Annotated in this window: 25 protein-coding genes; 13 read left to right on the top strand and 12 right to left on the bottom strand. The window is 72.2% G+C overall.

Going from position 1 to position 23657, the window contains the following annotated elements:
- Positions 1-25: 25 nt before the first annotated feature.
- Positions 26-1075: a DUF4238 domain-containing protein gene (locus tag AC4OXY_RS13765; protein WP_362616761.1), complete on the bottom strand. Its 1050-nt coding sequence runs from the start codon at positions 1073-1075 to the stop codon at positions 26-28.
- A gap of 276 nt (positions 1076-1351) precedes the next feature.
- Here AC4OXY_RS13765 and AC4OXY_RS13760 point away from each other — a divergent pair, with 276 nt between their 5' ends.
- The gene (locus AC4OXY_RS13760; RefSeq protein WP_435866680.1) at positions 1352-1678 is read left to right on the top strand and encodes a hypothetical protein; all 327 of its coding nucleotides are present in this window, start codon (positions 1352-1354) and stop codon (positions 1676-1678) included.
- Positions 1679-2291: 613 nt separating this feature from the next.
- On the opposite strand, the gene AC4OXY_RS13755 is transcribed toward AC4OXY_RS13760, so the two are convergent.
- Positions 2292-3164, bottom strand: coding sequence for a 3-hydroxybutyryl-CoA dehydrogenase (locus AC4OXY_RS13755; RefSeq protein ID WP_491993992.1), 873 nt, complete (start codon positions 3162-3164; stop codon positions 2292-2294).
- A gap of 169 nt (positions 3165-3333) precedes the next feature.
- Here AC4OXY_RS13755 and AC4OXY_RS13750 point away from each other — a divergent pair, with 169 nt between their 5' ends.
- Positions 3334-4575, top strand: a complete 1242-nt coding sequence (locus AC4OXY_RS13750; RefSeq protein WP_491993991.1) for a glycoside hydrolase family 10-like protein — start codon at positions 3334-3336, stop codon at positions 4573-4575.
- 1 nt (position 4576) lies between these two features.
- Here AC4OXY_RS13750 and AC4OXY_RS13745 read toward each other — a convergent pair whose 3' ends face one another.
- Both AC4OXY_RS13745 and AC4OXY_RS13740 read right to left on the bottom strand, forming a co-directional pair.
- A complete protein-coding gene (locus tag AC4OXY_RS13745; protein ID WP_356022158.1) occupies positions 4577-4774 on the bottom strand; it encodes a DUF1918 domain-containing protein in 198 nt (65 codons plus the stop codon).
- Between the two features lie 18 nt (positions 4775-4792).
- A complete protein-coding gene (locus AC4OXY_RS13740; RefSeq protein ID WP_491993990.1) occupies positions 4793-5704 on the bottom strand; it encodes a DMT family transporter in 912 nt (303 codons plus the stop codon).
- Here AC4OXY_RS13740 and AC4OXY_RS13735 point away from each other — a divergent pair.
- From AC4OXY_RS13735 to AC4OXY_RS13725, 3 genes are all read left to right on the top strand, one after another.
- Entirely contained in the window at positions 5703-7196 is a 1494-nt protein-coding gene (locus AC4OXY_RS13735; protein ID WP_491993989.1) for an aminotransferase-like domain-containing protein, read from the top strand. The two genes, AC4OXY_RS13740 and AC4OXY_RS13735, sit on opposite strands and share 2 nt — an antisense overlap.
- Complete coding sequence (locus tag AC4OXY_RS13730; protein WP_356022151.1) at positions 7193-7357, top strand: hypothetical protein; 165 nt, start codon at positions 7193-7195, stop codon at positions 7355-7357. The genes AC4OXY_RS13735 and AC4OXY_RS13730 overlap by 4 nt, the downstream gene beginning before the upstream one ends.
- 88 nt (positions 7358-7445) lie before the next feature.
- A complete protein-coding gene (locus tag AC4OXY_RS13725; protein WP_356022149.1) occupies positions 7446-8039 on the top strand; it encodes a histidine phosphatase family protein in 594 nt (197 codons plus the stop codon).
- Here AC4OXY_RS13725 and AC4OXY_RS13720 read toward each other — a convergent pair.
- Together AC4OXY_RS13720 and AC4OXY_RS13715 are read right to left on the bottom strand one after the other, a co-directional pair.
- Complete coding sequence (locus AC4OXY_RS13720; RefSeq protein ID WP_491993988.1) at positions 8021-8476, bottom strand: DUF6314 family protein; 456 nt, start codon at positions 8474-8476, stop codon at positions 8021-8023. The two genes, AC4OXY_RS13725 and AC4OXY_RS13720, sit on opposite strands and share 19 nt — an antisense overlap.
- Positions 8477-8533: 57 nt before the next feature.
- The gene (locus AC4OXY_RS13715; RefSeq protein WP_491993987.1) at positions 8534-9763 is read right to left on the bottom strand and encodes a cysteine desulfurase; all 1230 of its coding nucleotides are present in this window, start codon (positions 9761-9763) and stop codon (positions 8534-8536) included.
- Positions 9764-9869: 106 nt separating this feature from the next.
- On the opposite strand from AC4OXY_RS13715, the gene AC4OXY_RS13710 reads away from it, so the two are divergent.
- The 6 genes from AC4OXY_RS13710 to AC4OXY_RS13685 all read left to right on the top strand — a co-directional run bounded on the left by AC4OXY_RS13710 (position 9870) and on the right by AC4OXY_RS13685 (position 15478).
- Entirely contained in the window at positions 9870-10463 is a 594-nt protein-coding gene (locus AC4OXY_RS13710) for an ABATE domain-containing protein (protein ID WP_491993986.1), read from the top strand.
- A 65-nt stretch (positions 10464-10528) separates the two neighbouring features.
- Positions 10529-11557, top strand: a complete 1029-nt coding sequence (gene argC / locus AC4OXY_RS13705) for an N-acetyl-gamma-glutamyl-phosphate reductase (RefSeq protein WP_356022139.1) — start codon at positions 10529-10531, stop codon at positions 11555-11557.
- Positions 11558-11645: 88 nt separating this feature from the next.
- Positions 11646-12824, top strand: coding sequence for a bifunctional glutamate N-acetyltransferase/amino-acid acetyltransferase ArgJ (gene argJ, locus AC4OXY_RS13700; protein ID WP_356022136.1), 1179 nt, complete (start codon positions 11646-11648; stop codon positions 12822-12824).
- Positions 12821-13723, top strand: coding sequence for an acetylglutamate kinase (argB, locus tag AC4OXY_RS13695; RefSeq protein WP_356022134.1), 903 nt, complete (start codon positions 12821-12823; stop codon positions 13721-13723). Before argJ ends, argB begins: the two co-directional genes overlap by 4 nt.
- A complete protein-coding gene (locus AC4OXY_RS13690; RefSeq protein ID WP_356022132.1) occupies positions 13720-14925 on the top strand; it encodes an acetylornithine transaminase in 1206 nt (401 codons plus the stop codon). The genes argB and AC4OXY_RS13690 overlap by 4 nt, the downstream gene beginning before the upstream one ends.
- 7 nt (positions 14926-14932) lie before the next feature.
- Positions 14933-15478, top strand: coding sequence for an arginine repressor (locus AC4OXY_RS13685; protein WP_356022130.1), 546 nt, complete (start codon positions 14933-14935; stop codon positions 15476-15478).
- A gap of 65 nt (positions 15479-15543) precedes the next feature.
- Here AC4OXY_RS13685 and AC4OXY_RS13680 read toward each other — a convergent pair whose 3' ends face one another.
- The 5 genes from AC4OXY_RS13680 to AC4OXY_RS13660 all read right to left on the bottom strand — a co-directional run bounded on the left by AC4OXY_RS13680 (position 15544) and on the right by AC4OXY_RS13660 (position 20475).
- Positions 15544-16335, bottom strand: a complete 792-nt coding sequence (locus AC4OXY_RS13680; RefSeq protein ID WP_491994599.1) for an FAD:protein FMN transferase — start codon at positions 16333-16335, stop codon at positions 15544-15546.
- 4 nt (positions 16336-16339) lie between these two features.
- The gene (locus AC4OXY_RS13675; protein WP_356022128.1) at positions 16340-17152 is read right to left on the bottom strand and encodes an FMN-binding protein; all 813 of its coding nucleotides are present in this window, start codon (positions 17150-17152) and stop codon (positions 16340-16342) included.
- Between the two features lie 17 nt (positions 17153-17169).
- Positions 17170-18552, bottom strand: coding sequence for a ferredoxin reductase family protein (locus tag AC4OXY_RS13670; protein ID WP_356022125.1), 1383 nt, complete (start codon positions 18550-18552; stop codon positions 17170-17172).
- 80 nt (positions 18553-18632) lie between these two features.
- Positions 18633-19112, bottom strand: coding sequence for an FMN-binding protein (locus AC4OXY_RS13665; RefSeq protein WP_376288959.1), 480 nt, complete (start codon positions 19110-19112; stop codon positions 18633-18635).
- A gap of 10 nt (positions 19113-19122) precedes the next feature.
- A complete protein-coding gene (locus tag AC4OXY_RS13660) occupies positions 19123-20475 on the bottom strand; it encodes a ferredoxin reductase family protein (protein WP_356022120.1) in 1353 nt (450 codons plus the stop codon).
- 235 nt (positions 20476-20710) lie between these two features.
- Between AC4OXY_RS13660 and AC4OXY_RS13655 the strand changes: the two genes are divergently transcribed.
- Both AC4OXY_RS13655 and AC4OXY_RS13650 read left to right on the top strand, forming a co-directional pair.
- Positions 20711-21451: a response regulator transcription factor gene (locus AC4OXY_RS13655; RefSeq protein ID WP_356022118.1), complete on the top strand. Its 741-nt coding sequence runs from the start codon at positions 20711-20713 to the stop codon at positions 21449-21451.
- Positions 21451-22932, top strand: coding sequence for a sensor histidine kinase (locus tag AC4OXY_RS13650; protein ID WP_491993985.1), 1482 nt, complete (start codon positions 21451-21453; stop codon positions 22930-22932). The genes AC4OXY_RS13655 and AC4OXY_RS13650 overlap by 1 nt, the downstream gene beginning before the upstream one ends.
- Before the next feature lie 13 nt (positions 22933-22945).
- On the opposite strand, the gene AC4OXY_RS13645 is transcribed toward AC4OXY_RS13650, so the two are convergent.
- Positions 22946-23656 carry a L,D-transpeptidase family protein gene (locus AC4OXY_RS13645; RefSeq protein WP_491993984.1) on the bottom strand — a complete coding sequence of 237 codons (711 nt, stop codon included), beginning with the start codon at positions 23654-23656 and terminating at the stop codon, positions 22946-22948.
- Position 23657 lies beyond the last annotated feature (1 nt).

The following is a 23657-nucleotide window of genomic DNA, read 5'->3' as shown; positions in this document are numbered from 1 at the left end:
CACGTCACGCGAGTTGTTCGCATGGTCAGGCCCTACGGTCACGTTGGTTTGCTGCCTTGCACGTCTGGTAGAAGTCGCGGTAGACCCCCGTGGAGGGCAGCGGCCTTTCGACCAGCCGTATGTAATCTTCCAGTCCGCTGCCGGGGCGCAGATACACATGGCTGAAGGCGGCGCGCACCTGCCAGGCATTGAATTCGCGAACCTCGTCCTCGTCAATCTCGACGTAGCGGCTTGGTCCGTCAATAACGCGAAGTGCATAATTCGGCGAAATTGGAAGAACAATCGCGTCGGCGAAAGCGTAGCCGATTCCGGAATTGACTCCGGCATTGGGCATCCCTTTCCTGACCGTTAGGGCCGGGATGTCGCCTATGACGAATTCGCTGCCATGGGATGGCGTGAGAATCTCAATACCGTGGCCCTTCAGCCAGTAACGCGTGCGCCGGTAACGTGATTCCAGCAGGGCACGAAACAGGATCCCCGTTTCAACCCACTCGGCGATGGGACCGTGCAGGTCCTGGAAGGCACGTTCGCGGCTATGACTGTCACCGCCGGGAAGGTCAAGTTGTGAGGTGGCGATGGCGTCGAGTACTGCCGGGTAACCCTGCCAGAAGCGTCTCGCCTGCTCGGCGGCGTGGAGCCAGTTGTCCTGAAACAGCGTGTAGTACTGAATGCTCCTAGCGTGATGGATGGCCACGAGGTTGCGCAGTCGATCAAGATGCACCGGGTCCAGTCCATGGCCGTCGCGAACTGCGGCGAATGTTCCTCCTGCCGCGTTCTCGACTCGCCCCCAGACCGTCTCCATGGATCCCGACTCGAACTTTACGAAATCGACTATTGGAGCCTGCCCACACTCCTCAAGTCCTCGTCCCCGGATTTTGGCATGCGGGTATTCCAGATTGAGTGAATAGACCTGTGCGGCGCCGCCCTGGCCAATCGGGGCAGAAAACTTCCGGAGCATGACTCCTGACACCAGGTGTTGGGCATGCACGGAAACGCTTGCCTTCGTCCTCAATATGTCTATTCGCCTTTGGGTAACATCAGGAGTGGGTAGGGGTGGCAGCGGTCCTCGGAGCATGCGGACAGCATAGGCAACTGTGCACCTACGGAGCGGCTCCAGTCGGATACCCGCTGACCGGAGCCGCTCGTTGCCCGTCATCGTCAAGCAGTGCTCTTCTCGTCTTCCGCGCCGGCCGCTTGGGCGACTGCATATTCGGCAGGGTGAGGACCCCGGTCATTTTGGGCTATCCGGGACTGTCGCCGGATGGGGGCCGCGAGCGCGGGGTGCGAGTCGCACGACCAGTTCGGCCGTCGCGGGCCAGGGTCGTCCAGGACCGCCTGGTAGATGTCGCGAGTGTCCGAGCGTCTCGCTGACGACCTTGACGTCCACGCCTGCCGCCAGCATGAGTGCGGCGGCGGCATAGCGCAGATCGTGGAGTCGGCCGGTGTCTTGCCAGCCTTCTCCCCACTCCTCGCGGTCGCGTTCCTGACGGAGCCTGTGGGCCTGGAGGACCTCGAAGGTCTCGTCGTCCAGGGCGATGAGACGGACGCCAAATCGGTCTTGGGAGCGCCTTCGTGGATCTTCCATCCGTCCTGGACGATCTGGGTGGCGATGGCCAGGGCCTGCGCGGCGGCCGACAGGTGGAGTGCCACCGCTGAACTAGCTGTGGAGAAGGGCTGATCAGCGGTCCGGTCCCGGTGTGCGTAGGTGCCGCGACGACCGTCCCTGTAAGCACGGGGACCACGAGGTAGTAGACCGGGGCCGCGCGCGGGGGCCAGTTGACCACGACACCAGGACGGAATCCCAGACGGGCCATCCCCGCGCGTGCAGGGATGGGATGGCCTCGGCGCGAGACGGCGGCTAGGGATGCCCTCACACTGCTCTGCGCGCCTGCGAGGGATGGCCCCACGTCGTACTGCGCAGGTCCCGGGTTCGAATGCAGTTGCCCGCGACCCCCGCGCGGGGCTCGCAAGCGCTGGGCGGCCGCAGAACCACGGACTTTTCAGGGACTTTCAGCTCTATCCCAGGGACTTTCCAGGGATTTTCCGCTGAGTAAGCGGGAAAGGCCCTGACAGCTCCGAAAGACACAAAGTCCCAGGTCAGAGCCTGTTTGGTGCCGGTCGATGCCGCTCACCAGGCTGTGTCCCCGTGCAGTCCAGATGGGCTGGGCGAGGACGCGAGGATGAGGACCTGGCGGGCGCCCCAAGAATCACCCCACGACAGCGCCGCCGTGGGTGCTGGTCCGGGTGAACTCGCCCTGGAACAGCACCACTTGGCGGCGTCGCCATACCCGCTAGTAGGTGTAGAAGCCCGAGCCGGTCTTCCGCCCCAGCCGGCCCGCCTCGACCATGCGCTGGAGCAGCGGGGGAGCGGCGTACAGCGGCTCCTTGTACTCGGCGTACATGCTGTTCGCGATCGAGACGATGGTGTCCAGGCCGATCAGGTCGGACAGCCGCAGCGGGCCCATCGGGTGGGCGCAGCCCATCTCCATGCCGTTGTCGATGTCCTCGCGGCTCGCGATGCCCGACTCGAACATCCGGATCGCGGAGAGCAGATAGGGCACGAGCAGTGCGTTGACCACGAAGCCGGAGCGGTCCTGGGCCCGGATGGCGTGCTTGCCGAGCACCTTCTCGGCGAAGAGCTGGGCGCGGCTGAGCGTGCCCTCCGAGGTGGTCAGCGCCGGGATCAGCTCGACCAGCTTCTGCACCGGGGCCGGGTTGAAGAAGTGGATGCCGACCACGTGGTCCGGGCGGGAGGTGGCGACCGCCAGCTTCACCAGCGGGATCGAGGAGGTGTTGGAGGCCAGGATCGCGTCCGGGCGGGTCACCACCTGGTCGAGCACCTGGAAGATCTCCGTCTTCACCTGCTCGCTCTCCACCACGGCCTCGATCACCAGGTCGCGGTCGGCGAACTCGCCGAGGTCCGTGGTGAAGCTCAGGCGCGCCTGGGTGTCGTCCCGCTCCTGCTCGCTGATCTTGCCGCGCTCGGCCGCCTTGGCCAGGGAGTTGTACAGCCGGGTGCGGCCGATCTCCAGGGCCTCGCCCGTCGTCTCGGCGACCTTCACGTCCAGTCCGGCGCGGGCGCACACCTCGGCGATGCCCGCGCCCATCTGGCCGCAGCCCACGACTCCGACGCGTGCGATGTCTCCCGCTGGGATGCCCGTCACATCGACCCCTTCGCTGATCTACGGCACTCGCAGGACCCCCGGGTTTCGGTGCCTGCTCCGATCGTGCACGTTACCGCCAAGTATCGATGATCGATCGCGCGGGTAGGAGCATCCTGGAGCGCGGGACGGTCCGTGACGGTACGGATCCGGAGCGTACGGGGGTGTGCGGATGGGGCACGTGTCACGCCGGGCCTTCGCCCTGGCGACGCTGTCGGCCCTGGCCACGGCGCCCGGCGCGGTGGCCCTGCCGCGCGCCGAGGGGGCCGGGCGCCGGGCGCGGGGCAGCGCCGAGATGCGCGGCGTGTGGCTCGCCACCGTCGACAACCGGGACTGGCCCTCGCGGCCCGGTCTGCCGGCCGCCGACCAGCGCAGGGAGCTGATCGCGTATCTCGACGAGGCGGCCCGGGACCGGCTCAACACCGTGATGTTCCAGGTACGGCCCACCGCCGACGCCCTGTGGCCGTCGTCGTACGAGCCCTGGTCCGCGTATCTCACCGGCACCCAGGGGCAGGATCCCGGCTGGGACCCGCTGGGCACGGCGGTGCGTGAGGCCCACGCCCGGGGCCTGGAGCTGCACGCCTGGTGCAACCCGTACCGGATCGCGCTCGACACCGACCTCGACCGGCTCGCCCCCTCGCACCCGGCCCGCAGCCACCCCGACTGGGTGGTGGCCTACGGCGGCAAGCTCTACTACAACCCCGGTCTGCCCGAGGTCCGCGCCTTCGTCCGGCGGGCGATGCTCGACGCGGTCGCGAAGTACCCGGTCGACGCCGTCCACTTCGACGACTACTTCTACCCGTATCCGGTCGCCGGGCAGCCCTTCGACGACGACGCCGCCTACGACCGCTACGGCGACGGCTTCGGCAGCCGGGCCGAGTGGCGGCGGGACAACATCAACCGGCTGGTGCGGGAGACGGCCGCCGGCATCAGACGGCTCCGGCCCGGCACCCGCTTCGGCATCAGCCCCTTCGGGGTGTGGCGCAACGCCTCGACCGATCCCCGCGGCTCGGACACCCAGGCGGGCACGCAGACGTACGACGACCTGTACGCGGACACCCGCAGATGGGTGCGCGAGCACTGGATCGACTATGTCGTCCCGCAGATCTACTGGAACATCGGCTTCGCCGCCGCCGACTACGCGAAGCTGGTCGACTGGTGGGCGGCCGTCGCCGAGGACTCCGGGACCCGGCTCCACATCGGCGAGGCCCTCTACAAGGCGGGCGCCGCCGGGCAGCCCCCGGCCTGGCAGGATCCCGCCGAGCTGTCCCGGCACCTCACGCTCGCCGCGCGCCACCCGCAGGTGCGCGGGCATGTGTTCTTCGCCGCCAAGGACGTGGCGGACGACCCGATCGGCGCGATGGCGCGCGTGGTCGCCGATCACTACGGGCGATCGGCGACACCACCGCGGTGAGTCACTTCTGGCGCGCGTTCTTGTGCTTGACCTGGCAGTCCGGTCCCGGCGACATGATCGCCTCGTGTCCGTCCGGGAACCGGACGCGATAGGGCGGTTCGCCCTTCTCGCCCATCACTTCGACGACTTCGGACTCCTGGTCGTGCTGGCCGACCACTCTGCCGTGCTGGACCAGCTTGTCGCCCTTGGAAGCACGCATGTCGGGCCCTCCTCACGCTCACGACCGCTGGGTGACGGCGATGCACACGAGCACGGCGACAGCGGTCAGGGGAGCGGCGGCCGTGAAGTGCTCGCCCAGCAGCAGCGCCGACCACACCAGTGTGAGCAGCGGCTGGGCCAACTGCAACTGGCTGGCCCGCGGGACGCCGATGACCGCCATGCCCCGGTACCAGACGACCAGGCCGAGGAACTGCGAGCCCAGCGCCACCCACAGCAGACCGGCGATCCCGTGCCAGGTGAGGTGCAGGGGCTCGTACGCCAGCGCCAGCGCGGCGGCCGGGACGGTCAGCGGCGCGCACAGCACCAGCGCCCACCCGATGACCTGCCAGCCCGGCATCACCCGGGCCAGCCGCCCGCCCTCGGTGTATCCCGCCGCGCACACCAGCAGGGCCCCGAAGAGATAGCCGTCGGCGACCGTGAGCGCGCCGCCGCTCTGGGCGAGGGTGAAGGCGACCACGGCCGTGGCGCCCGCGAGCGCGGCGAGCCAGAAGCGGCGCGAGGGGCGGCTGCCCGTGCGCAGCGCCGAGAACACGGCCGTGGTCAGCGGCAGCAGCCCCACCACGACGGCGGCGTGCGCGGTGGTGGAGGTCCGCAGGGCGAGCGTGGTCAGCATCGGGAAGCCCAGTACGACACCGGCCGCGACGACGGCGAGCCCGGGCAGATGCCGCCGCTCCGGCAGGGGCACGCGCAGAGCCAGGAGACAGCCGCCCGCGACGACCGCCGCGAGGACGCAGCGCGCGGCCACCAGCGACCAGGGGCCGAACCCCTCCAGACCCCAGGCGGTGGCCGGGAAGGTGAGGGAGAAGGAGGCGACGCCGAGGAAGGCCAGGGCGGTGCCGACGCCACCCCGCTCCTGCGGGCCGGTCACCGCTATCGAGTTCGGGACAGTAGCGCTACTCTGTGTCTTCATGCACCAGCGTAGCAGCGTGAGTGAACTGGCAGAAGAGCTCCGAAGGGACCTCGACCGCTACTCTCCAGGTGGAAAGCTCCCGTCAAGCCGGGACCTGGTCGAGCGGTTCCGGGTGAGCCCGGTGACCGTCTCGCGGGCCCTCGCCCAGCTCGCCGCCGAGGGGCTGGTGGTCACCCGGCCCGGCGCCGGCGCCTTCCGCGCCCGGCCCCGCGCGGCCGGGACCCCGGCCGGGGACACCTCCTGGCAGGAGGTCGCGCTGAGCGCCGACGGCGCCGCCGACCTCGTACCGCGCACGGTGGACGCCTCCGGGGTCACGGTCTCGCTGGCCGCCCCGCCGCCCGGCGTGCTGGAGTTCAACGGCGGCTATCTGCACCCCTCGCTCCAGCCGGAGCGCGCCATGGCGGCGGCCCTGGCCCGGGCCGGGCGCCGGCCGGGTGCCTGGGGGCGGCCGCCGCTGGAGGGGCTGCCGGAGCTGCGGGAGTGGTTCGCGCGCGGCATCGGCGGGGCGGTCACCGCGGCCGAGGTGCTGATCGCGGCCGGCGGCCAGTCCGCGCTGGCCACCGCCCTGCGCGCGCTCGCCCCGCCCGGCGCCCCCGTCCTCGTGGAGTCACCGACATACCCCGGCATGCTGGCCCTCGCCCGCGCGGCCGGACTGCGCCCGGTCCCGGTGCCGGTCGACCCCGACGGCGTACGGCCCGAACTGCTCGCGGACGCCTTCCGGGCCAGCGGCGCCCGGGTGTTCGTCTGCCAGCCCCTGTTCCAGAACCCGACCGGCGCCGTGCTCGCCCCCGAGCGCCGCGCCGAGGTGCTGCGCATCGCCCGTGAGGCGGGCGCGTTCGTCGTCGAGGACGACTTCGTCCGGCGCCTCGTGCACGCCGACGCGGGCCCCCTGCCCCGCCCGCTGGCCGCCGACGACCCGGACGGTGTCGTCGTGCACGTCGGCTCGCTGACCAAGGCGACCTCGCCCAGCTTCCGGGTCAGCGCCCTGGCGGCGCGCGGACCCGTGCTGGAGCGGCTGCGCGCCATCCAGGTCGTGGACAGCTTCTTCGTGCCCCGGCCGCTCCAGGAGGCGGCCCTGGAACTGGTCGGCTCCCCGGCCTGGCCCCGCCATCTGCGGTCGATCTCCGCCGAGTTGAAGGAGCGCCGCGACGCGATGACCGCCGCGCTGGCCCTGCGGCTGCCCGAACTCGCCCTGCCGCACATCCCGTCCGGCGGCTACCACCTCTGGCTGCGCCTGCCCGACGGTACCGACGAGTCCGCTCTCACCGCGGCCGCCCTGCGCGCGGGCGTCGCCCTCACCCCCGGCCGCCCCTACTTCAGCGCCGAACCCCCCGCCGCCCACCTCCGCCTGAGCTTCGCGGCGGTCGCCGGCACCGGAGAGATCACAGAGGGCGTACGGCGGCTGCGAGCGGCGTGTGACGAGGTGCTCCGGGCCAGGGTCACCAGATCGCTGCCAGGTGCCACGGACACCTCTGCGATGCTCGGCCGATGAGCGACACACCCGAACTCCCCGACGGTTGTGAGTTCTCGGGAGCGTCGGTGCGCGGCAAGGGCGTCGGCCGCATCCGGGACCACCTGGAGCCGTTCGGGCTGCGCCGCGTCCTCCAGCCTCTGGAGCGGCCCGAGCCGTGGATGGTCCACCTCTTCACGTGAAGAACTTTCGGGTGAGCGTCCGCATATCCGCCGCAACCCGCAGGTAACACCCCTTGACCTGCCCTCCTTCGCGGCCCACCATCACCGCATGCCACTGAGGGTGACGTTCGTCGCCGCCGCGCGCAGTGCCCCGCTGCTCGCGGAGCGGTTCGACGACGACCGGCCGCTGGACCGGTCCGGCTGGGACGAGGTGCAGCGCGCCGCCGGGGAACTGCTGCCGCTGGCCGGCGCCGAGCTGCGCTACTGCTCGCCGACCCTGCGCAGCCGGGCCACGGGCGACGCGCTCGGGTACACGCCGCTGGTCCAGCCGGCGCTGCGGGACTGCGACATGGGCCGATGGCGCGGGCTGACCCTGGGCGAGGCGATGGCCCGCGAGCCGGCGGCGGTGGACGCCTGGCTCGCCGATCCGCGTGCCACCCCGCACGGCGGGGAGTCCCTGCTGGCCTTCGTCTCCCGCGTCGGGGGCTGGCTCGACACCCGGCCGGCCGCGGAGGGCGGCCGGATCGTCGCCGTCGCCGAACCCGGTGTCGTCCGCGCGGCCCTGGTCTACGCCCTGAAGGCGCCGCCCGCGAGCTACTGGAACATCGATGTGCGCCCGCTGTCCACGACCACCGTCACCGGCCGCGCGGGCCGCTGGAACCTCCGCTTCGACGGTGTCGCCGCTCAGCCCTCGCGCGCGTAGTCGGTGGTGAGCACCAGATCCTTCGCGGGCCCGCCGACCCGCCACACCGTGCGCCAGTGGTCGGCGTCCCGCACGGTGAACTCGCCCCGGTAGAGGTCGGCCGCGCACGGGTGGCCGGCGATGAACCGCCCGGTCGTGAGGTCGAGTTCGTGGAAGGGGTGCCCGTCGGCGAAGCGCACGTCCGCCGTGCCCGGCCGGGCCCCCGGCAGGAAGCGCAGCGTCCGGGTCGCGGGCCGGGTCGTGCCCTGCCAGGTGAAGTCACCGGACTCCGCGTGCAGCAGCCCACCGCCGCCGTCCAGTGCGCTGAAGACGGTCACCCCGGAGAAGTTCCCCTCGTCCCCGCTCGCCAGATCCCGCACCGTCCGCTCGACGCGCCAGCGCCCGGCCAGATGGGCCAGCACATCGGCGACCGGCCAGTACCGCTGCTGCACATCCATGCGTCGAGCTTACGGCTCACCGTCAGCCGTTCCCCTGCGGGCGGGCCCCGCTCCCGATCACCCGAAGTACTTCTGGGCTGCCCGGACGCCCTCCGCCAGCGCGTCCACCTCGGCCGGGGTGTTGTAGACGTAGAAGCTCGCCCGCGTCGTCGCCGGGATGCCGTAGCGCCGCACGATCGGGCGGGCGCAGTGGTGGCCGACGCGGACGGCCACGCCCCGGTCGTCCAGCACCTGGCCGACGTCGTGCGGGTGGATGCCGTCGACCGTGAAGGAGACGGCCGAGCCCCGGTCGGTGACCTCGGCGGGGCCGACGACCCGCACGCCCGGGATCTCGGTGAGCAGGGCCAGCGCGCGGGCGGTGAGCACCTCCTCGTGGGCCGCCACCTCCGCCATGCCGAGGCGCTCCAGGTACTCCACCGCCGCCGCGAGGCCCACCGCCTGGGCGGTCATCGGCACGCCCGCCTCGAAGCGCTGGGGCGGTGGCAGGAAGGTGCTGCGGTCCATCTCCACGACCTCGATCATCGAGCCCCCGGTGAGGAACGGCGGCAGGTCCGCGAGCAGCTCCGCCCGGCCCCACAGCACGCCGACCCCGCTCGGGCCGAGCATCTTGTGGCCGGAGAAGGCGAGGAAGTCCGCGCCCAGTTCCGTGACGTCGACCGGGCGGTGCGGCACCGACTGGGCGCCGTCGACGACCACCAGGGTGCCGAACGCGTGGGCGCGGTCGGCCAGTTCGCGCACCGGGTTGAGCGTGCCGAGGACGTTGGACTGGTGGGTGAGGGCGAGCACCTTGGTGTGCTCGTCGAGCAGCTCGTCGGCCCGGGACAGATCGAGCCGGCCCTCGTCGGTCAGCCCGAACCAGTCGAGCCGCGCCCCGGTCCGCGCGGCGAGCTGCTGCCAGGGGACCAGGTTCGCGTGGTGCTCCATCTCGGTCACCACGATCCGGTCGCCCGGGCCGAGCCGGCCGGCGTTGCCCAGCGCGTACGCGACGAGGTTGATGCCCTCGGTGGTGTTCCGGGTGAAGACCACCTCGTCGGCGGCGGCCCCGACGAACCGGGCGACGGTCGCCCTGGCCTGCTCGTAGGCCTCCGTCGCCTCGCCCGCCAGCTGGTGCGCGCCGCGGTGCACGGCCGCGTTGCGGGTCAGGGAGAAGTCCCGTTCGGCGTCGAGGACGTGGAGGGGCTTCTGGGTGGTGGCCCCGGAGTCCAGGTAGACGAGCGGGACACCGCCGTCCAGGGTCCGCTCCAGGATCGGGAAGTCCTTGCGCAGCGCGTCCACGTCGAAGGCCACGACGATTCACCTCTCACGGTTTCTGATTCGATTCTCCGTGAGGCACGCTAAACCCGTCTCATGGAGAACCGCAAGGATTGCCATGAGGACCGACTAGCATGAGGCCGTGGATCACGAGGCCCCCGTCTATCTGCACCAGCTCCCGGTCCCGGGCGAGGACCGGTACGTCTCGCTGGCGCTCGTCAACACCCGGTTCACCGTCAGCCACGGGCGCGTCGACCTGCTCGACGACGCCGGAGCCGCCCATCTGTGGCTCGTCCGGCACGCGCTGCTGCCCGACCGGGTGGAGCTGAACGGTAGGCAGTCCGGCCGGCTGCGCATCCTCCGTGAGGCGCTGCGCGCCCTGTTCGAGGCCCGCGCCGCCGCGGCGCCTCCGGCCGCAGACGCCCTCGACGCCCTGAACGCCGCCCTCGCGGCCGCCCCCGCCACCCCCAGGCTCGCCTGGACCGCCGAGGGCCCCCACCGCGCCGACGTCCCGGACACCGGCAACCCGGCCGCCGCCGCCCTCTCGCTCCTCGCCGAGGACGCCGCCGACCTGCTCACCGGCGCCGACGCGGGCCAGCTCACCGAGTGCGCCGCCCAGGGCTGCGCCCGCTGGTTCCTGCGCTCCCACGGCGCCCGCCGCTGGTGCACCACCAAGTGCGGCAACCGCGTCCGCGCGGCCCGGGCCTACGCGGCCCGGAAGGGGCAGGTGACATGACCGAACGGTGCGTTGCATAAAACTGCAACGCTACGTATAGTCATGCCATCAAGAGGAGGATGGACATGGCGGTACGTGCGGCGGTGGCCGGAGCGAGCGGATACGCGGGCGGAGAGGTCCTGCGACTGCTCCTCGCGCACCCCGGGGTCGAGATCGGTGCCCTGACCGGGAACTCCAACGCCGGCCAGCGGCTCGGCGCGCTCCAGCCCCACCTGCTGCCGCTGGCCGACCGGGTCCTGACCGAGACCACGGCCGAGGCGCTCGCCGGACACGACGTCGTCTTCCTGGCACTGCCGCACGGGCAGTCCGCCGCGGTCGCCGAGCAGCTCGGCCCCGACGTCCTCGTGGTCGACATGGGCGCCGACTTCCGGCTGAAGGACCCGGCCGACTGGGAGCGGTTCTACGGCTCCGCGCACGCCGGCACCTGGCCCTACGGCCTGCCCGAACTGCCGGGTGCCCGCGCCGCGCTGGAGGGGTCCAAGCGCATCGCGGTGCCCGGTTGCTACCCCACCGCCGTCTCCCTCGCCCTCTTCCCGGCGTACGCGGCCGGACTCGCCGAGCCCGAGGCGGTGATCGTCGCCGCGTCGGGCACCTCCGGCGCGGGCAAGACCCCCAAGCCGCACCTGCTGGGCAGCGAGGTCATGGGCTCCATGACGCCGTACGGCGTCGGCGGCGGCCACCGGCACACCCCCGAGATGATCCAGAACCTCAGCGGAGTGGCCGGGGAGCGGGTCGCGGTGTCCTTCACGCCGACCCTCGCCCCGATGCCCCGCGGCATCCTCGCCACCTGCAACGCCGCGGCGAAGCCCGGTGTCACGGAGGAGTCCCTGCGGGCCGCGTACGAGAAGGCCTACGCCGACGAGACGTTCGTCCACCTGCTCCCCGAGGGCCAGTGGCCCGCGACGGCGTCCGTCTACGGTTCCAACGCCGTTCAGGTGCAGGTCGCGTACGACGAGGCCATGGGCCGCATCATCGCGATCAGCGCCATCGACAACCTCACCAAGGGCACCGCCGGCGGTGCCGTCCAGAGCATGAACATCGCCCTGGGTCTCGACGAGACCACCGGGCTTACGACGATCGGAGTTGCGCCGTGAGCGACGCACGTGCAGCCGCCGGGCGGCAGACGACGACGAAAGCCGCACCGCTGCGCTGCACGGGCGGAGAAGCGAACGAGGAGACACAGTGAGCGTGACGGCAGCGAAGGGATTCACGGCGGCCGGCATCGCCGCCGGGATCAAGGAGAACGGCAACCCCGACCTGGCCCTCGTGGTCAACGACGGACCGCGCCGCGCCGCCGCCGGTGTCTTCACCTCCAACCGCGTGAAGGCTGCGCCGGTGCTGTGGTCCGAGCAGGTCCTCAAGGCGGGCGAGCTGACCGCGGTCGTCCTCAACTCCGGCGGCGCCAACGCCTGTACCGGCCCCAAGGGCTTCCAGGACACCCACGCCACCGCCGAGAAGGTCGCCGAGTCCCTCAACGCGGCGGGTCACGACCGGACCGGCGGCCACGCCCCGGGGCAGGTCGCCGTCTGCTCCACCGGCCTGATCGGCGTCCTGCTGCCGATGGACAAGCTGCTGCCCGGCGTCGACAAGGCCGTGGCCCGGCTCAGCCCGCACGGCGGCGAGAAGGCCGCCATCGCCATCAAGACCACCGACACCGTCCACAAGACCTCCGTGGTCACCAAGGACGGCTGGACCGTCGGCGGCATGGCCAAGGGCGCCGGCATGCTCGCGCCCGGCCTCGCCACCATGCTCGTCGTCCTCACCACCGACGCCGACCTCGACAGCGCGACCCTGGACCGCGCCCTGCGCGCGGCCACCAGGGTCACCTTCGACCGCGTCGACTCCGACGGCTGCATGTCCACCAACGACACCGTGCTGCTGCTCGCCTCCGGTGCCTCCGAAGTCACCCCGGAGTACGAGGAGTTCGCCGAGGCCGTACGGACCGTCTGCGACGACCTGGGCCGCCAGCTCATCGGCGACGCCGAGGGCGCCAGCAAGGACATCAAGGTCGAGGTGATCAACGCGGCCAGCGAGGCGGACGCCGTCGAGGTGGGCCGTTCCATCGCCCGCAACAACCTCCTCAAGTGCGCCATCCACGGCGAGGACCCCAACTGGGGCCGCGTCCTCTCCGCGATCGGCACCACCGCCGCCGCCTTCGAGCCGGACCGGCTGAACGTCGCCATCAACGGCGTCTGGGTGTGCAAGAACGGCTCCGTCGGCGAGGACCGCGACCTGGTCGACATGCGCTACCGCGAGGTGCGCATCACCGCCGACCTCGCCGCGGGCAGCGAGGCCGCGACCATCTGGACCAACGACCTGACCGCCGACTACGTCCACGAGAACAGCGCCTACTCCTCATGACCACGACGCGTAAACACACCGCGCTCCCCAAGGCCCAGATCCTCATCGAGGCCCTGCCCTGGCTCACCCGGCACAACGGCAAGACCGTCGTGATCAAGTTCGGCGGCAACGCCATGGTCGACGAGGAGCTGAAGGCCGCGTTCGCCCAGGACGTCGTCTTCCTCCACCACGCCGGCCTCAAGCCCGTCGTCGTGCACGGCGGCGGCCCGCAGATCAGCGCCGCCCTCGACCGGCACGGCATCGTCAGCGAGTTCAAGGCGGGCCTGCGCGTCACCACCGAGGACGCCATGGACGTCGTACGGATGGTGCTCGCGGGCCAGGTGCAGCGCGAGCTGGTCGGCCTGCTCAACCAGCACGGCCCGCTCGCCGTCGGCCTGACCGGCGAGGACGCCCACACCATCACCGCGACCCGGCACACCCCCGAGATCGACGGCGAGCCGGTCGACATCGGCCGGGTCGGCGAGATCACCGACATCGACACGGGCGCGATCGACGCCCTGCTGGCGGACGGCCGCATCCCGGTCGTCTCCTCCATCGCCCGCAGCCAGGACGACGGACATGTCTACAACGTCAATGCCGATACGGCGGCTGCGGCACTCGCTGCCGCTCTGGGCGCCGAAACCCTCATGGTCCTCACCGACGTCGAGGGACTCTACGAGGACTGGCCGAACTCCGACGAGGTGATCAGCCGCCTCACCGCTTCCCAACTGGAGAAGCTGCTGCCGGAGTTGAGCTCCGGCATGGTGCCGAAGATGGAGGGCTGCCTGCACGCCGTGCGAGGCGGCGTGCGGACCGCCCGCGTCATCGACGGCCGGGTCCAGCACTCGATCCTGCTGGAGATCTTCACCGACGAAGGCATCGGCACCATGGTCGTGCCGGACGAACAGGGGGAGTCATGAGCAACCAGGAGCTGACCGCGCGCTGGCAGGGCACGCTCATGAACAACTACGGCACGCCCCGGCTGCCCCTGGTGCGCGGCGCGGGCCTGAAGGTGTGGGACGCCGAGGGCCGCGAGTACCTCGACTTCGTCGGCGGCATCGCCACCAACGCCCTCGGCCACGCCCATCCGGCGATCGTCGAGGCCGTGAGCCGGCAGATCGCCTCCCTCGGCCACGTCTCCAACTTCTTCATGGCCGAGCCCACCGTCGCGCTGGCCGAGCGGCTGCTCCAGCTCTTCGGCCGCGAGGGCCGGGTCTTCTTCTGCAACTCCGGCGCCGAGGCCAACGAGGCCGCCTTCAAGATCGGCCGGCTCACCGGGCGGACCCATGTCGTCGCCACCGAGGGCGGCTTCCACGGCCGTACGATGGGCGCCCTCGCGCTCACCGGACAGCCCGCCAAGCAGGACCCGTTCCGGCCGCTGCCCGGCGACGTCACCCACGTGCCGTACGGCGACGCGCAGGCCCTGGCCGCGGCGGTCACCGAGGAGACGGCACTCGTCGTCATCGAGCCGATCCAGGGCGAGAACGGCGTCGTCGTACCCCCGGCCGGCTACCTCAAGGCGGCCCGTGCGATCACCGCCGCCACCGGCGCCCTGCTGGTCCTCGACGAGGTGCAGACCGGCATCGGCCGCACCGGCACCTGGTTCGAATACCAGGCCCACGAGGGCGTGCTCCCCGACGTCGTCACCCTGGCCAAGCAGCTCGGCGGCGGACTCCCGCTCGGCGCCACGGTGGCCTTCGGCCGGGCCGCCGAACTGCTCCGGCCAGGCCAGCACGGCACGACCTTCGGCGGCAACCCGGTCGCCTGCGCCGCCGGACTGGCCGTCCTCGACACCATCGCGGGCGAGGGCCTGCTGGAGAACGTGAAGCGGCAGAGCGCCGCGCTGTGCGAGGGAATCGAGGCGCTGGGCCACCCGCTGATCGATTATGTTCGGGGTGCCGGCCTGCTGCTGGGTATCGTGCTCACCGGGCCGCGCGCACCGCAGGTGCAGCAGGCGGCCCAGGAGGCCGGGTTCCTGGTGAACGCGCCCGCCCCGGACGTCGTGCGGCTCATGCCGCCGCTGAACCTCCGCGACGACGAGGTGGGTGCGCTGCTCCAGGCGCTGCCCGGCATCCTCGACGCAGCGGACCCGATGGACGGGGACGGACGATCCGGAGAATGAGACGACGATGAGCGAGGCGCAGGACCACGAGCAGGCGGCGGGTGCCGGGCCCGCCGTACCGCAGACCCGCACCGCACGGCACCGCCGGATCGTGGACATCCTCAACCGGCAGCCGGTGCGGTCGCAGAGCCAGCTGGCCAAGCTGCTCGCCGACGACGGGCTGAGCGTCACCCAGGCGACGCTCTCCCGGGACCTCGACGAGCTGAACGCGGTGAAGATCCGCAACACCGACGGCGACCTGATCTACGCGGTGCCGAGCGAGGGCGGATTCCGCACGCCGCGCGCGCCGCTGGGCGAGTCCGCCAAGGAGGAGCGGATGCGGCGCCTGTCTCAGGAGCTGCTGATCTCCGCGGAGGCCTCCGCCAACCTCGTGGTCCTGCGCACCCCGCCGGGCGCCGCCCAGTTCCTCGCCTCGGCCATCGACCAGGCCGAACTGCACGACATCCTCGGCACCATCGCCGGTGACGACACCCTGATGCTGATCAGCCGGCACCCGACCGGCGGTCAGGCACTGGCGGACCACATGCTGCAACTGGCACAGAACGGGCACTGAGCCGGGGAGCGGCGGGCGGGGCGAGCACGGCCGGTGCGGCGAACAGGCGGGAGCAGCCGTCGCCGTCAGCCGAGCCTCGCCGCCAGGCCCCCGGTGCACCGCACCTCGTCGCCCGCCGTGATCAGCAGGGCCTCGACGTCCGGCAGGGACTCCAGCCACGCCAGACCGGCCCGCGAGCCCATCGCGAACGCCGCCGTGGCCCAGCAGTCCACCCAGGTCAGCCGGGGACCCACGACCGTCACCGCCACCAGGTCCGTCACCGCCGGTCGCCCCGTCCGCGGGTCCACGATGTGGGCGCCCCGCTCGGCCGTCCCCGACGTCGCGACGGACAGTTCGTCCACCCCCGTCGTCGAGACCACCGCCGCGAGCCCGCCCGGCCGGAGCGGATCGGCCACCCCGACCCGCCACGGGCGCTCCCGCTCAGGAGCGCCGAGCAGCTGCACGTCACCGCCGCCGTTCACGCTGACCCCGCACACCCCCTCCACCTGCGCCAGCCGCCGCGCCGCCCGCTCGGCGGACCAGCCCTTCACGATGCCGGTGGGGTCCAGCGAGCCCTGGTAGCGCGGGCTGAACCAGCCTCCGCTCACCCGCTCCGCCTCGGCCGCGAGGTCCAGCACCTCGGCCATCTCCGGGGCGCAGTCCGCGACGGTCAGCTCGCCCCGGGCCAGCCGGGAGACCTCGCTGTCCTCGCGGTAGGTGGAGAACAGCGCGTCGACCCGGTGCAGGCCCGCGACCGCCTCGGCGAGCGCGGCCCGCACCGCGTCGGGTTCCCCGCCGCGGACGTCGATGGAGAAGACGGTCCCCATGACCTCCTCCGCGTGACGCACCGCGGCGGGAGCCTCGGCCGGCCCGGTCATCGCCTCAGCCACCGGCCTGGTCCAGCGCCGACTGGAGGGACTGCCGGTAGCCGGTGCTGGTGTAGGTCGCGCCCGACACCGCGTCGATGTGCGCGGTCCCGGCCGTGACCGCCTCCTGGTTCAGCTTCGGGACGGCCATCGCGGTCTTCTGGTCGCTGAGCCCGCCCTTGGGCGCCTGCACCGCCGACGCCTGCGCGATCTTTCCGCCGCTCACCGTGATCCGCACCTGCACCGGACCGTACGGGGTCTGTGCGACCTTCCCGGTGACGGTGACCGTACGGGCCTGCGCGGCACCGGCACCGGCGCCGGACCCGGACCCGGATGCGGCGGGAGACGATGCCGAGTGCGTGGGCGCCGCGGCGGATTTCATCCTGTCCAGCGCCGACTGGAGCGACTTCTTGTAGCCGTTGCTCGTGTACGTCGCCCCGGACACCGCGTCGATCTGCGCGCTCTGCGCCGCCACGGCCTCCTGGTTGAGCTTCGGGACGGCCATCGCGGTCTTCTGGTCGCTGAGCCCGCCCTTGGGCGCCTGCACCGCCTCCGCCCTGGCGATCTTCCCGCCCGCGACGGTCAGCCGTACCTGCACGGTGCCGTACTGCGTCGGTGTCGCGTCACCCGTCACCGTGCCGGTGGCCGCACCGGCCGGCCGGGTGCCGCCCTGGGGCGACTGCTGCGCCCCGGCGGTCTGCTGCGGCGCCGTGCCCGCCGCGGCCGCCGTCGGATCCGACGCCGGCTTCAGCGACAGCAGCAGCACGACACCGGACACCGTCGCGGCGGTGGCCAGGACGACCCGTCGGACCGGGTGGCTCTTCCTCATGTCTTCGTAGCTCCCGCTCACATCTCGAAGGACTCGTGATGGATGCGGCGGGCGGGAACCCCCGCGCCGCGCAGTGCCTCGTACACCGACTGCGCGAACCCGGGCGGGCCGCACATGAAGACATCGTGCCGGTCGATGTCCGGGATCTTGCGCTCCAGGTTCTCCGCGGAGATGTCCGGGCGCTCGCCCTCCGGGCTGTTCACCGCGTACATCAGCCGGGCGCCCCGCTCGTCGGCGATCGCCGCCAGCTCGTCCCACAGGGCCAGATCCTGGGTCGTGTTGGCCCGGTACAGCAGGGTGATGTCCCCGGCCGCGCCCGGCAGCGTCTCGAACAGCGCCCGCATCGGCGTGATCCCGACCCCGCCCGCGACCAGCAGCACCTTGCCCCGGCTGCGGCGCTGCGCGGTCAGCGCCCCGTACGGCCCCTCGGCCCACACCCGCGTACCGGGCGTCAGTTCGCGCAGCCGCTCGCTGTGGTCGCCGATCGCCTTCACGGTGATCCGCAGCATGTCCGGGCGGGGCGCCGCCGACAGGGAGTACGGGTGCGAGCTGAAGCGCATGCCGGGCGCCAGGAAGCGCCAGCGGAAGAACTGGCCCGCCTCCGCGCCCATCCGGTGCAGCTTGCGCCCGCCGATCAGCACCGACACGATGCCCGGCGTCTCCTCGACGACCGCCTCGACCCGCATCCGGTGCTTCAGGTTCAGCCGGATCGGGGTGAGCACGCGGTACCAGAGCACCAGGGCGGTGACCGTGCCGTACAGGCCGTACCAGAAGGTCTTCGCCATCGGCTGGACCGCGAAGTCGTTGCCGGTGGTCAGCTGGTGCCAGAACGTCAGGAACACCGCCGCGTACGTCAGCAGATGGACGTGGTACCAGGTGTCGTACGGCATCCGGCGGCGCACCGGGCCGATCGACGTCAGCCCGATGAGCACGAACAGGCCGGTGCCGATGGCCGCCTTGCCGACGTCGGGCAGCTGGTTGACCGAGTCGATCGTCTGCTGGACGATGTCGCTCAGCGTCTTGCCCGCCTGGCGCGCGTACCCCCACATCGTGAGGAACACGTGCGCGACGATCAGGCAGAGCGTGTAGCGGCCGCTCATCGCGTGCCAGCGGGCCACCCGGTCCGAGCCGACCCGCCGCTCCAGCGCCGGGACGCGCGCCATCTGGAGCACGACCAGCGCCATCAGATAACCGGCGAGCAGGCCGGTGATCCGGCCCGCGTTCAGGATGCGGCCGGTGTCGTCGGCGACGGACGGTGTGTTCCGCCACCACAGCCACAGCACCGCCGCCGCGCCGGCCCACACCGCGAGCAGCAGCGGGACGGCCGGAGAGCGGCGCGGGCGGATGCGGCGCATCGTCTGGCGGCGGGCGGCACGGCCGCCGGCGAGGGTGGTGGTCACGGTTCCTCCGTGGGGACTCGGGGGAGTCGGCCCTTGGCCCTCAGATACGTGCCGCATGCGCCGCGTGTTCATCCGTGTGTTCAGCGGCCCGCCGAGTCCAGCGCGGACTGGAGGGACTGCTGGTAGCCGGTGCTGGTGTACGAGGCGCCCGACACCATGTCGATCTGCGCGCTCTGCGCGGCCAGCGCCTCACGTCGCAGCTGGGGGAGCGCGTAGCTGTTGATCTCCTGGTCGCGCGGATTGTCCTGCGGGTACTGCACGGCCGTCACGTCCGTGATCCTTCCGCTCCTGATCGTGACCCGCACCTGGACCGGACCCCAGCGGGTCTGCACGGTCTCGCCGGTCACGGTCCTGGTACCGGTGCTCTTGCCCGAGCCGGCGCCGCTCGACGACGCGGAGGGGGCCGAACTGCTCGACACCGCGGGCGACTTGGCGTCGGCGATGACCGGCGTGGGACTCGTGTGCGGCTTCAGCGACAGCAGGAGCACCATCCCGGAGACCGTCGCGGCACCGGCCAGCACGATCCGGCGCAGCGGACGGTTCTTCTTCAAGGCGTGCACGTCAGGGTCCTCACAGCTCGAACGACTCGTGGTGGATTCGGCGGTCCGGCACCCCGGCCGCCCGCAGCGCCTCGTACACGTCCTGCATGAAGCGGTGCGGGCCGCAGAGGTAGACGTCGTGGCCGGCGATCCCGGGGAACGTCGCGCGCAGCGCCTCGGCCGAGATGTCCGGCCGCTCGCCGCCCGCACCGTTCAGCGCGTACAGCACCCGCGCACCGCGCCAGCGGGCGATCGCCTCCAGCTCGCCGCCCAGCGCCAGGTCCTCGGAGCCGCGCGCCCGGTACAGCAGCGTGACCTCGCCGGGCAGCGTCTCGAACAGCGCCCGCAGCGGGGTGACACCGACCCCGGCCGCGATGAGCAGCGAGCGGTGGCTGGTGGCCCGGTCGGCGGTCATGGAGCCGTAGGGACCCTCGGCCCACACCCGGGTGCCGGGCCGCAGCAGGGCGACGCCCGCACTGTGGTCGCCGAGCGCCTTGACGGTGACGCGCAGCCGGTCCGGGCGCGCCGGCGCCGACAGGGAGTACGGCGTCGACGTCCAGCCCAGGCCCTCGCCGAGGAAACGCCAGCGGAAGAACTGCCCCGGCCGCGCGCCGAGTTCGTCGAGATGCCGCCCGCGCACGACAACCGAGTACACACCCGGTGACTCCTTGTGAACCGAGTCCACGCGCAGCTGGTGACGCCGGTTGAGCCGGACCGGGGCGAGGATCCGGAACCACAGCACCAGGGCCGCGACGCCCAGGTACAGCGCGTACCAGAGCGCGCTCGCCACCGGCTTGCCGTTGAACTCGTTGCCCAGCGACACCTGGTGGAAGAAGACCAGGAACACGGCCGCGTAGGTGAGGAGGTGGACGTAGTACCAGAACTCGTGGCTCGTCCGGCGGCGCACGGCCCGGGCCGAGGTCACGCCGACCGCGAAGAGGATCACCGTGCCGGCGGTGGCCTTGAGCATGTCCGGGTAGTCCAGGACGACGGAGACCGTCTCGTGCCACAGCGAGGCGTGGTCCTGGGCGGCGTACCCGGCGAGGATCAGCCCGATGTGCACGGTGAGCAGACAGACCGTGTAGCGGCCCGCCATCGCGTGCCAGCGGGCGACCCGGTCCGAGCCGACCCGGCTCTCCAGCAGCGGCACCCGCGCCATCAGACCGACCAGCACCGCGCAGGCGTACCCGCACAGCAGTCCGGCGAGCCGTCCGGCGCCGGTCAGCCAGCCGGCCGAGCCGACCACGGAACCGGTGCCGGTCCACCAGAGCGCCGCCGCGCCCGCCGCACCGGCCCACAGCAGGGCCAGCACGGGCCCCGCGGGGGAGCGCCGGCCGGCCACGGGCACGGGCGGGGCCGACCGTCGTGTATCGACCGTGGTCATGGGTTCAACGCCCTTTCGTCCGTCATGCCCGGCCACTGTGCCCGCCGAATCTCTGAGCCACCTCTGAGCCACCCCCCTGACCAGGGCTTTCGACAGCGGACTCAGAGGGGTTTCTCATCCGGCGTTCAGCGGAGCGGGGCGGGCGGCGGCAGGACGGCGGTGAGCGTACTCACAGAAAACTCAGAGGTGGGGCGGTACACCGCACCCGCCGGCGGGGGTGATGCTGGGAGGTGCGATGAACACGACCCGTTCCGGCCGTCCGGCCCTCACCCGCCCCGACGGCACCCCGCTGCGCGTCCTCGTCGTCGACGACGACCCCGACCTCGCGGAGGTGCTCACCGGCGCCCTGCGCTACGAGGGCTGGCAGGTGCGCGCCGCCGGCGACGGCGCCTGCGCCCTCAGCACCGCGCGCGAGCTGCTGCCGGACGCCGTCGTCCTCGACGTGATGCTCCCCGACACCGACGGCTTCACCGTGCTGCGCGGGCTGCACGAGGTGAAGCCGGACGTCTGTGTGCTCTTCCTCACGGCGCGGGACGCGGTGGAGGACCGGATCGCCGGCATCACCGCGGGCGGCGACGACTACGTCACCAAGCCCTTCAGCCTGGAGGAGGTCGTCGCCCGGCTGCGCGGACTGCTGCGCCGCGCGGGCATGGCCCGCCAGCTGGAGGACGGGCCGCGCCTGGTCGTCGGCGACCTGGTGATGGACGAGGAGGCCCGCGAGGTGACCCGGGCCGGCGACCTGGTCGAACTGTCGCCGACCGAGTTCGAACTCCTCCGCTTCCTCATGCGCAACCCGCGCCGTGTGCTCAGCAAGGCACAGATCCTCGACCGGGTCTGGTCCTACGACTTCGGCGGCCGCGCCCATGTGGTCGAGCTGTACATCTCCTACCTGCGCAAGAAGGTCGACGCGGGCCGCGAGCCCATGATCCACACCGTCCGCGGCGCGGGCTACGTCCTCAAGCCGGCGGCCCGCTGATGGGCTCGCCGCCACGGTTCCCGCGCCGCCTGCCCCGCCCCCGCACCCTGCGCGCCCGGCTCACCGCCGGGCTCGTGGTGCTGCTCGCGATCAGCTGTGCCGCGGTCGGCGTGGCGGCCGTCGTCGAACTGAACGGCTTCCTCACCCGCCGGCTCGACCAGCAGCTCCAGCAGACCGGCACGGCCTTCCCGCAGAGCCTGGAGCACGGCACCTACACGCTCTCGAAACCCTCGGACCACGACGGCGACGAGCACGGCGACACCCGCCGCCAGGCCGCCGAGACCTTCGGCGCCCGCCTGCTGGCCGGCCGGGTCACCAGCGCGGCCGTCGTCCCCGCCAGCGACAGGCAGGATCTCGGCATCACGCTGACCACGCGCGACCGTGCGGCCCTGGCCCGGATCCCGGTGGACGGCACCGGCCACACCGTGTGCCTGTCGCACCTGCGCGACTACCGCATGATGGCGTGGCGCGGCAGGGACGGCGACGTGCTGATCACGGGGCTGCCGACGGAGCCGGTACGGGCCGCCGTGCAACGCCTCGAACTGGTCGCGGTGGTCGTCTTCGGCCTGGCCCTGACCGCCGCCGGGGTGGCCGGGGCGCTCTGGGTCCGCTGGTCACTGCGCCCGCTGAGCCGGGTCGCCGCGACCGCCACCCGGGTCAGCGAGCTGCCGCTGGCCACCGGCGAGGTGGTGCTGCCGCCGCGCGCCCCCGACCACGACCCGCGCAGCGAGGTCGGCCGGGTCGCCGCGGCGTTCAACCGCATGCTGCGGCACGTCGAGGACGCCCTGACGAAGCGGCACGCGAGCGAGGAGCGGCTGCGCCGCTTCGCCGCCGACGCCAGCCACGAGCTGCGCACCCCGGTCGCCTCGGTCCGCGGCCACGCCGAACTGGCCCTCCTCCACCCCGGCCCGGTGCCGCCCGAGATCGCCCGGGCCCTGGAGCGGATCAAGGCCGAGTCCTCCCGCATGGGCGAGATGGTCGACGACCTGCTCCTGCTGGCCCGCCTGGACGCGGGCCGACCGCTGGAGCGGCAGCCGGTGGACCTGACGCACCTGGTCCTGGACGCCGTCACCGACGCCCGCGCCGCCGGCCCCGACCACCGTTGGTCCATGGACCTCCCCGAGGACCCCGTCACGGTCCCGGGCGACGCCCACCGCCTCCACCAAGTGTTGGCCAACCTGTTGGCCAACGCACGTTTGCACACACCCGTTGGCACGAAGGTGACGGTCATCCTGGAACGCGACCCGGACGCGGCCGTCCTCTCCGTCCACGACGACGGCCCCGGCGTCCCCGAGGACGTCCGGCCGGGCGTCTTCGAACGCTTCACCCGGGCGGAACACCGCCGCCGCCCCGGTGCCTCCGGCGGCGGCGCGGGCCTGGGCCTGTCGATCGTGGCGGCGGTGGCGGAGGCACACGGGGGCAGCGTGGGGCTGGAGAGCCGACCGGGGAGCACGACGTTCAGGGTGATTCTGCCGACCTGACGGTGCGCGAGGCTCAGTACGTGGTCACCGCCGTGGCGCCGCCGTCGGTCCCCACGGCGATGTGCGGCGACTTCTCGGGCCTGGCCCACTGGAGAATCCGCTGCATCGCATCCTCCGGTACCGACACACACCCGGCCGTGGCGCCCTGCCCGTTGACGTGCAGGAAGATCCCGGCACCACGGCCCCGCACGGGCCGGCCGTAGTTGAACCCGATGACGAGCCCGTACGCGTACTGGGCCGCGTACGCGACCAGATGCTCGGACTCGGACGCCCGGCAGTCGGCCGGCAGAGGGTCGACCCACCGGTTGTACGACGACGAGTCGTTGTCCTGGCACCACCACGAACTGTCCTTCACCGCACGGTACGTGACGCTCGTCCCGGCCGGCGCCGCCTTGATGCCGAAGCCGAAGGGGAGGTCGTACAGTCCGGTCGGCGTCGTGTTCGTGCCCTGCTTGCGGGTGGCGCCCTCCGCCAGGCCGCTCGCGCCGAACCGTGCCGGTGCCGAGCCCGCCTGCACCCACTGCCCGTCCCGCAGGTCCCACCACGTGAGCGTGCCCGACGTCGAGTCGGTGCGCGGTGCCTGAGCGGTGATCAGCTGGGTGCCGCCGCCCGTGTCCGCCATCAGCGCGGGCAGCGGACCGGACCCGGCGCCGGGGGCCGGGGCGGAGCCGAGCAGGGCGAGCGAGGACGCGGAGACGAGGGCGAGGACGACACCGGGGCGCATG

Source organism: Streptomyces sp. HUAS MG56, from assembly GCF_058673395.1.
This window is presented reverse-complemented; position numbering and strand designations above follow the sequence as displayed.

What these genes read in the sequence shown, in the direction of transcription:
- argB (WP_356022134.1), top strand. Translation starts at nt 12,821, where the DNA reads ATGACCACGACGCGTAAACACACCGCGCTCCCCAAGGCCCAGATCCTC.
- AC4OXY_RS13730 (WP_356022151.1), top strand. Translation starts at nt 7,193, where the DNA reads ATGAGCGACACACCCGAACTCCCCGACGGTTGTGAGTTCTCGGGAGCG.
- AC4OXY_RS13745 (WP_356022158.1), bottom strand. Translation starts at nt 4,774, where the DNA reads ATGCGTGCTTCCAAGGGCGACAAGCTGGTCCAGCACGGCAGAGTGGTC.
- AC4OXY_RS13650 (WP_491993985.1), top strand. Translation starts at nt 21,451, where the DNA reads ATGGGCTCGCCGCCACGGTTCCCGCGCCGCCTGCCCCGCCCCCGCACC.
- AC4OXY_RS13685 (WP_356022130.1), top strand. Translation starts at nt 14,933, where the DNA reads ATGAGCGAGGCGCAGGACCACGAGCAGGCGGCGGGTGCCGGGCCCGCC.
- AC4OXY_RS13645 (WP_491993984.1), bottom strand. Translation starts at nt 23,656, where the DNA reads ATGCGCCCCGGTGTCGTCCTCGCCCTCGTCTCCGCGTCCTCGCTCGCC.
- AC4OXY_RS13675 (WP_356022128.1), bottom strand. Translation starts at nt 17,152, where the DNA reads ATGAGGAAGAGCCACCCGGTCCGACGGGTCGTCCTGGCCACCGCCGCG.
- AC4OXY_RS13765 (WP_362616761.1), bottom strand. Translation starts at nt 1,075, where the DNA reads ATGCTCCGAGGACCGCTGCCACCCCTACCCACTCCTGATGTTACCCAA.
- AC4OXY_RS13720 (WP_491993988.1), bottom strand. Translation starts at nt 8,476, where the DNA reads ATGGATGTGCAGCAGCGGTACTGGCCGGTCGCCGATGTGCTGGCCCAT.
- AC4OXY_RS13690 (WP_356022132.1), top strand. Translation starts at nt 13,720, where the DNA reads ATGAGCAACCAGGAGCTGACCGCGCGCTGGCAGGGCACGCTCATGAAC.
- AC4OXY_RS13660 (WP_356022120.1), bottom strand. Translation starts at nt 20,475, where the DNA reads ATGACCACGGTCGATACACGACGGTCGGCCCCGCCCGTGCCCGTGGCC.
- AC4OXY_RS13725 (WP_356022149.1), top strand. Translation starts at nt 7,446, where the DNA reads ATGCCACTGAGGGTGACGTTCGTCGCCGCCGCGCGCAGTGCCCCGCTG.
- AC4OXY_RS13740 (WP_491993990.1), bottom strand. Translation starts at nt 5,704, where the DNA reads ATGAAGACACAGAGTAGCGCTACTGTCCCGAACTCGATAGCGGTGACC.
- AC4OXY_RS13680 (WP_491994599.1), bottom strand. Translation starts at nt 16,335, where the DNA reads ATGACCGGGCCGGCCGAGGCTCCCGCCGCGGTGCGTCACGCGGAGGAG.
- AC4OXY_RS13750 (WP_491993991.1), top strand. Translation starts at nt 3,334, where the DNA reads ATGGGGCACGTGTCACGCCGGGCCTTCGCCCTGGCGACGCTGTCGGCC.
- argC (WP_356022139.1), top strand. Translation starts at nt 10,529, where the DNA reads ATGGCGGTACGTGCGGCGGTGGCCGGAGCGAGCGGATACGCGGGCGGA.
- AC4OXY_RS13735 (WP_491993989.1), top strand. Translation starts at nt 5,703, where the DNA reads ATGCACCAGCGTAGCAGCGTGAGTGAACTGGCAGAAGAGCTCCGAAGG.
- AC4OXY_RS13655 (WP_356022118.1), top strand. Translation starts at nt 20,711, where the DNA reads ATGAACACGACCCGTTCCGGCCGTCCGGCCCTCACCCGCCCCGACGGC.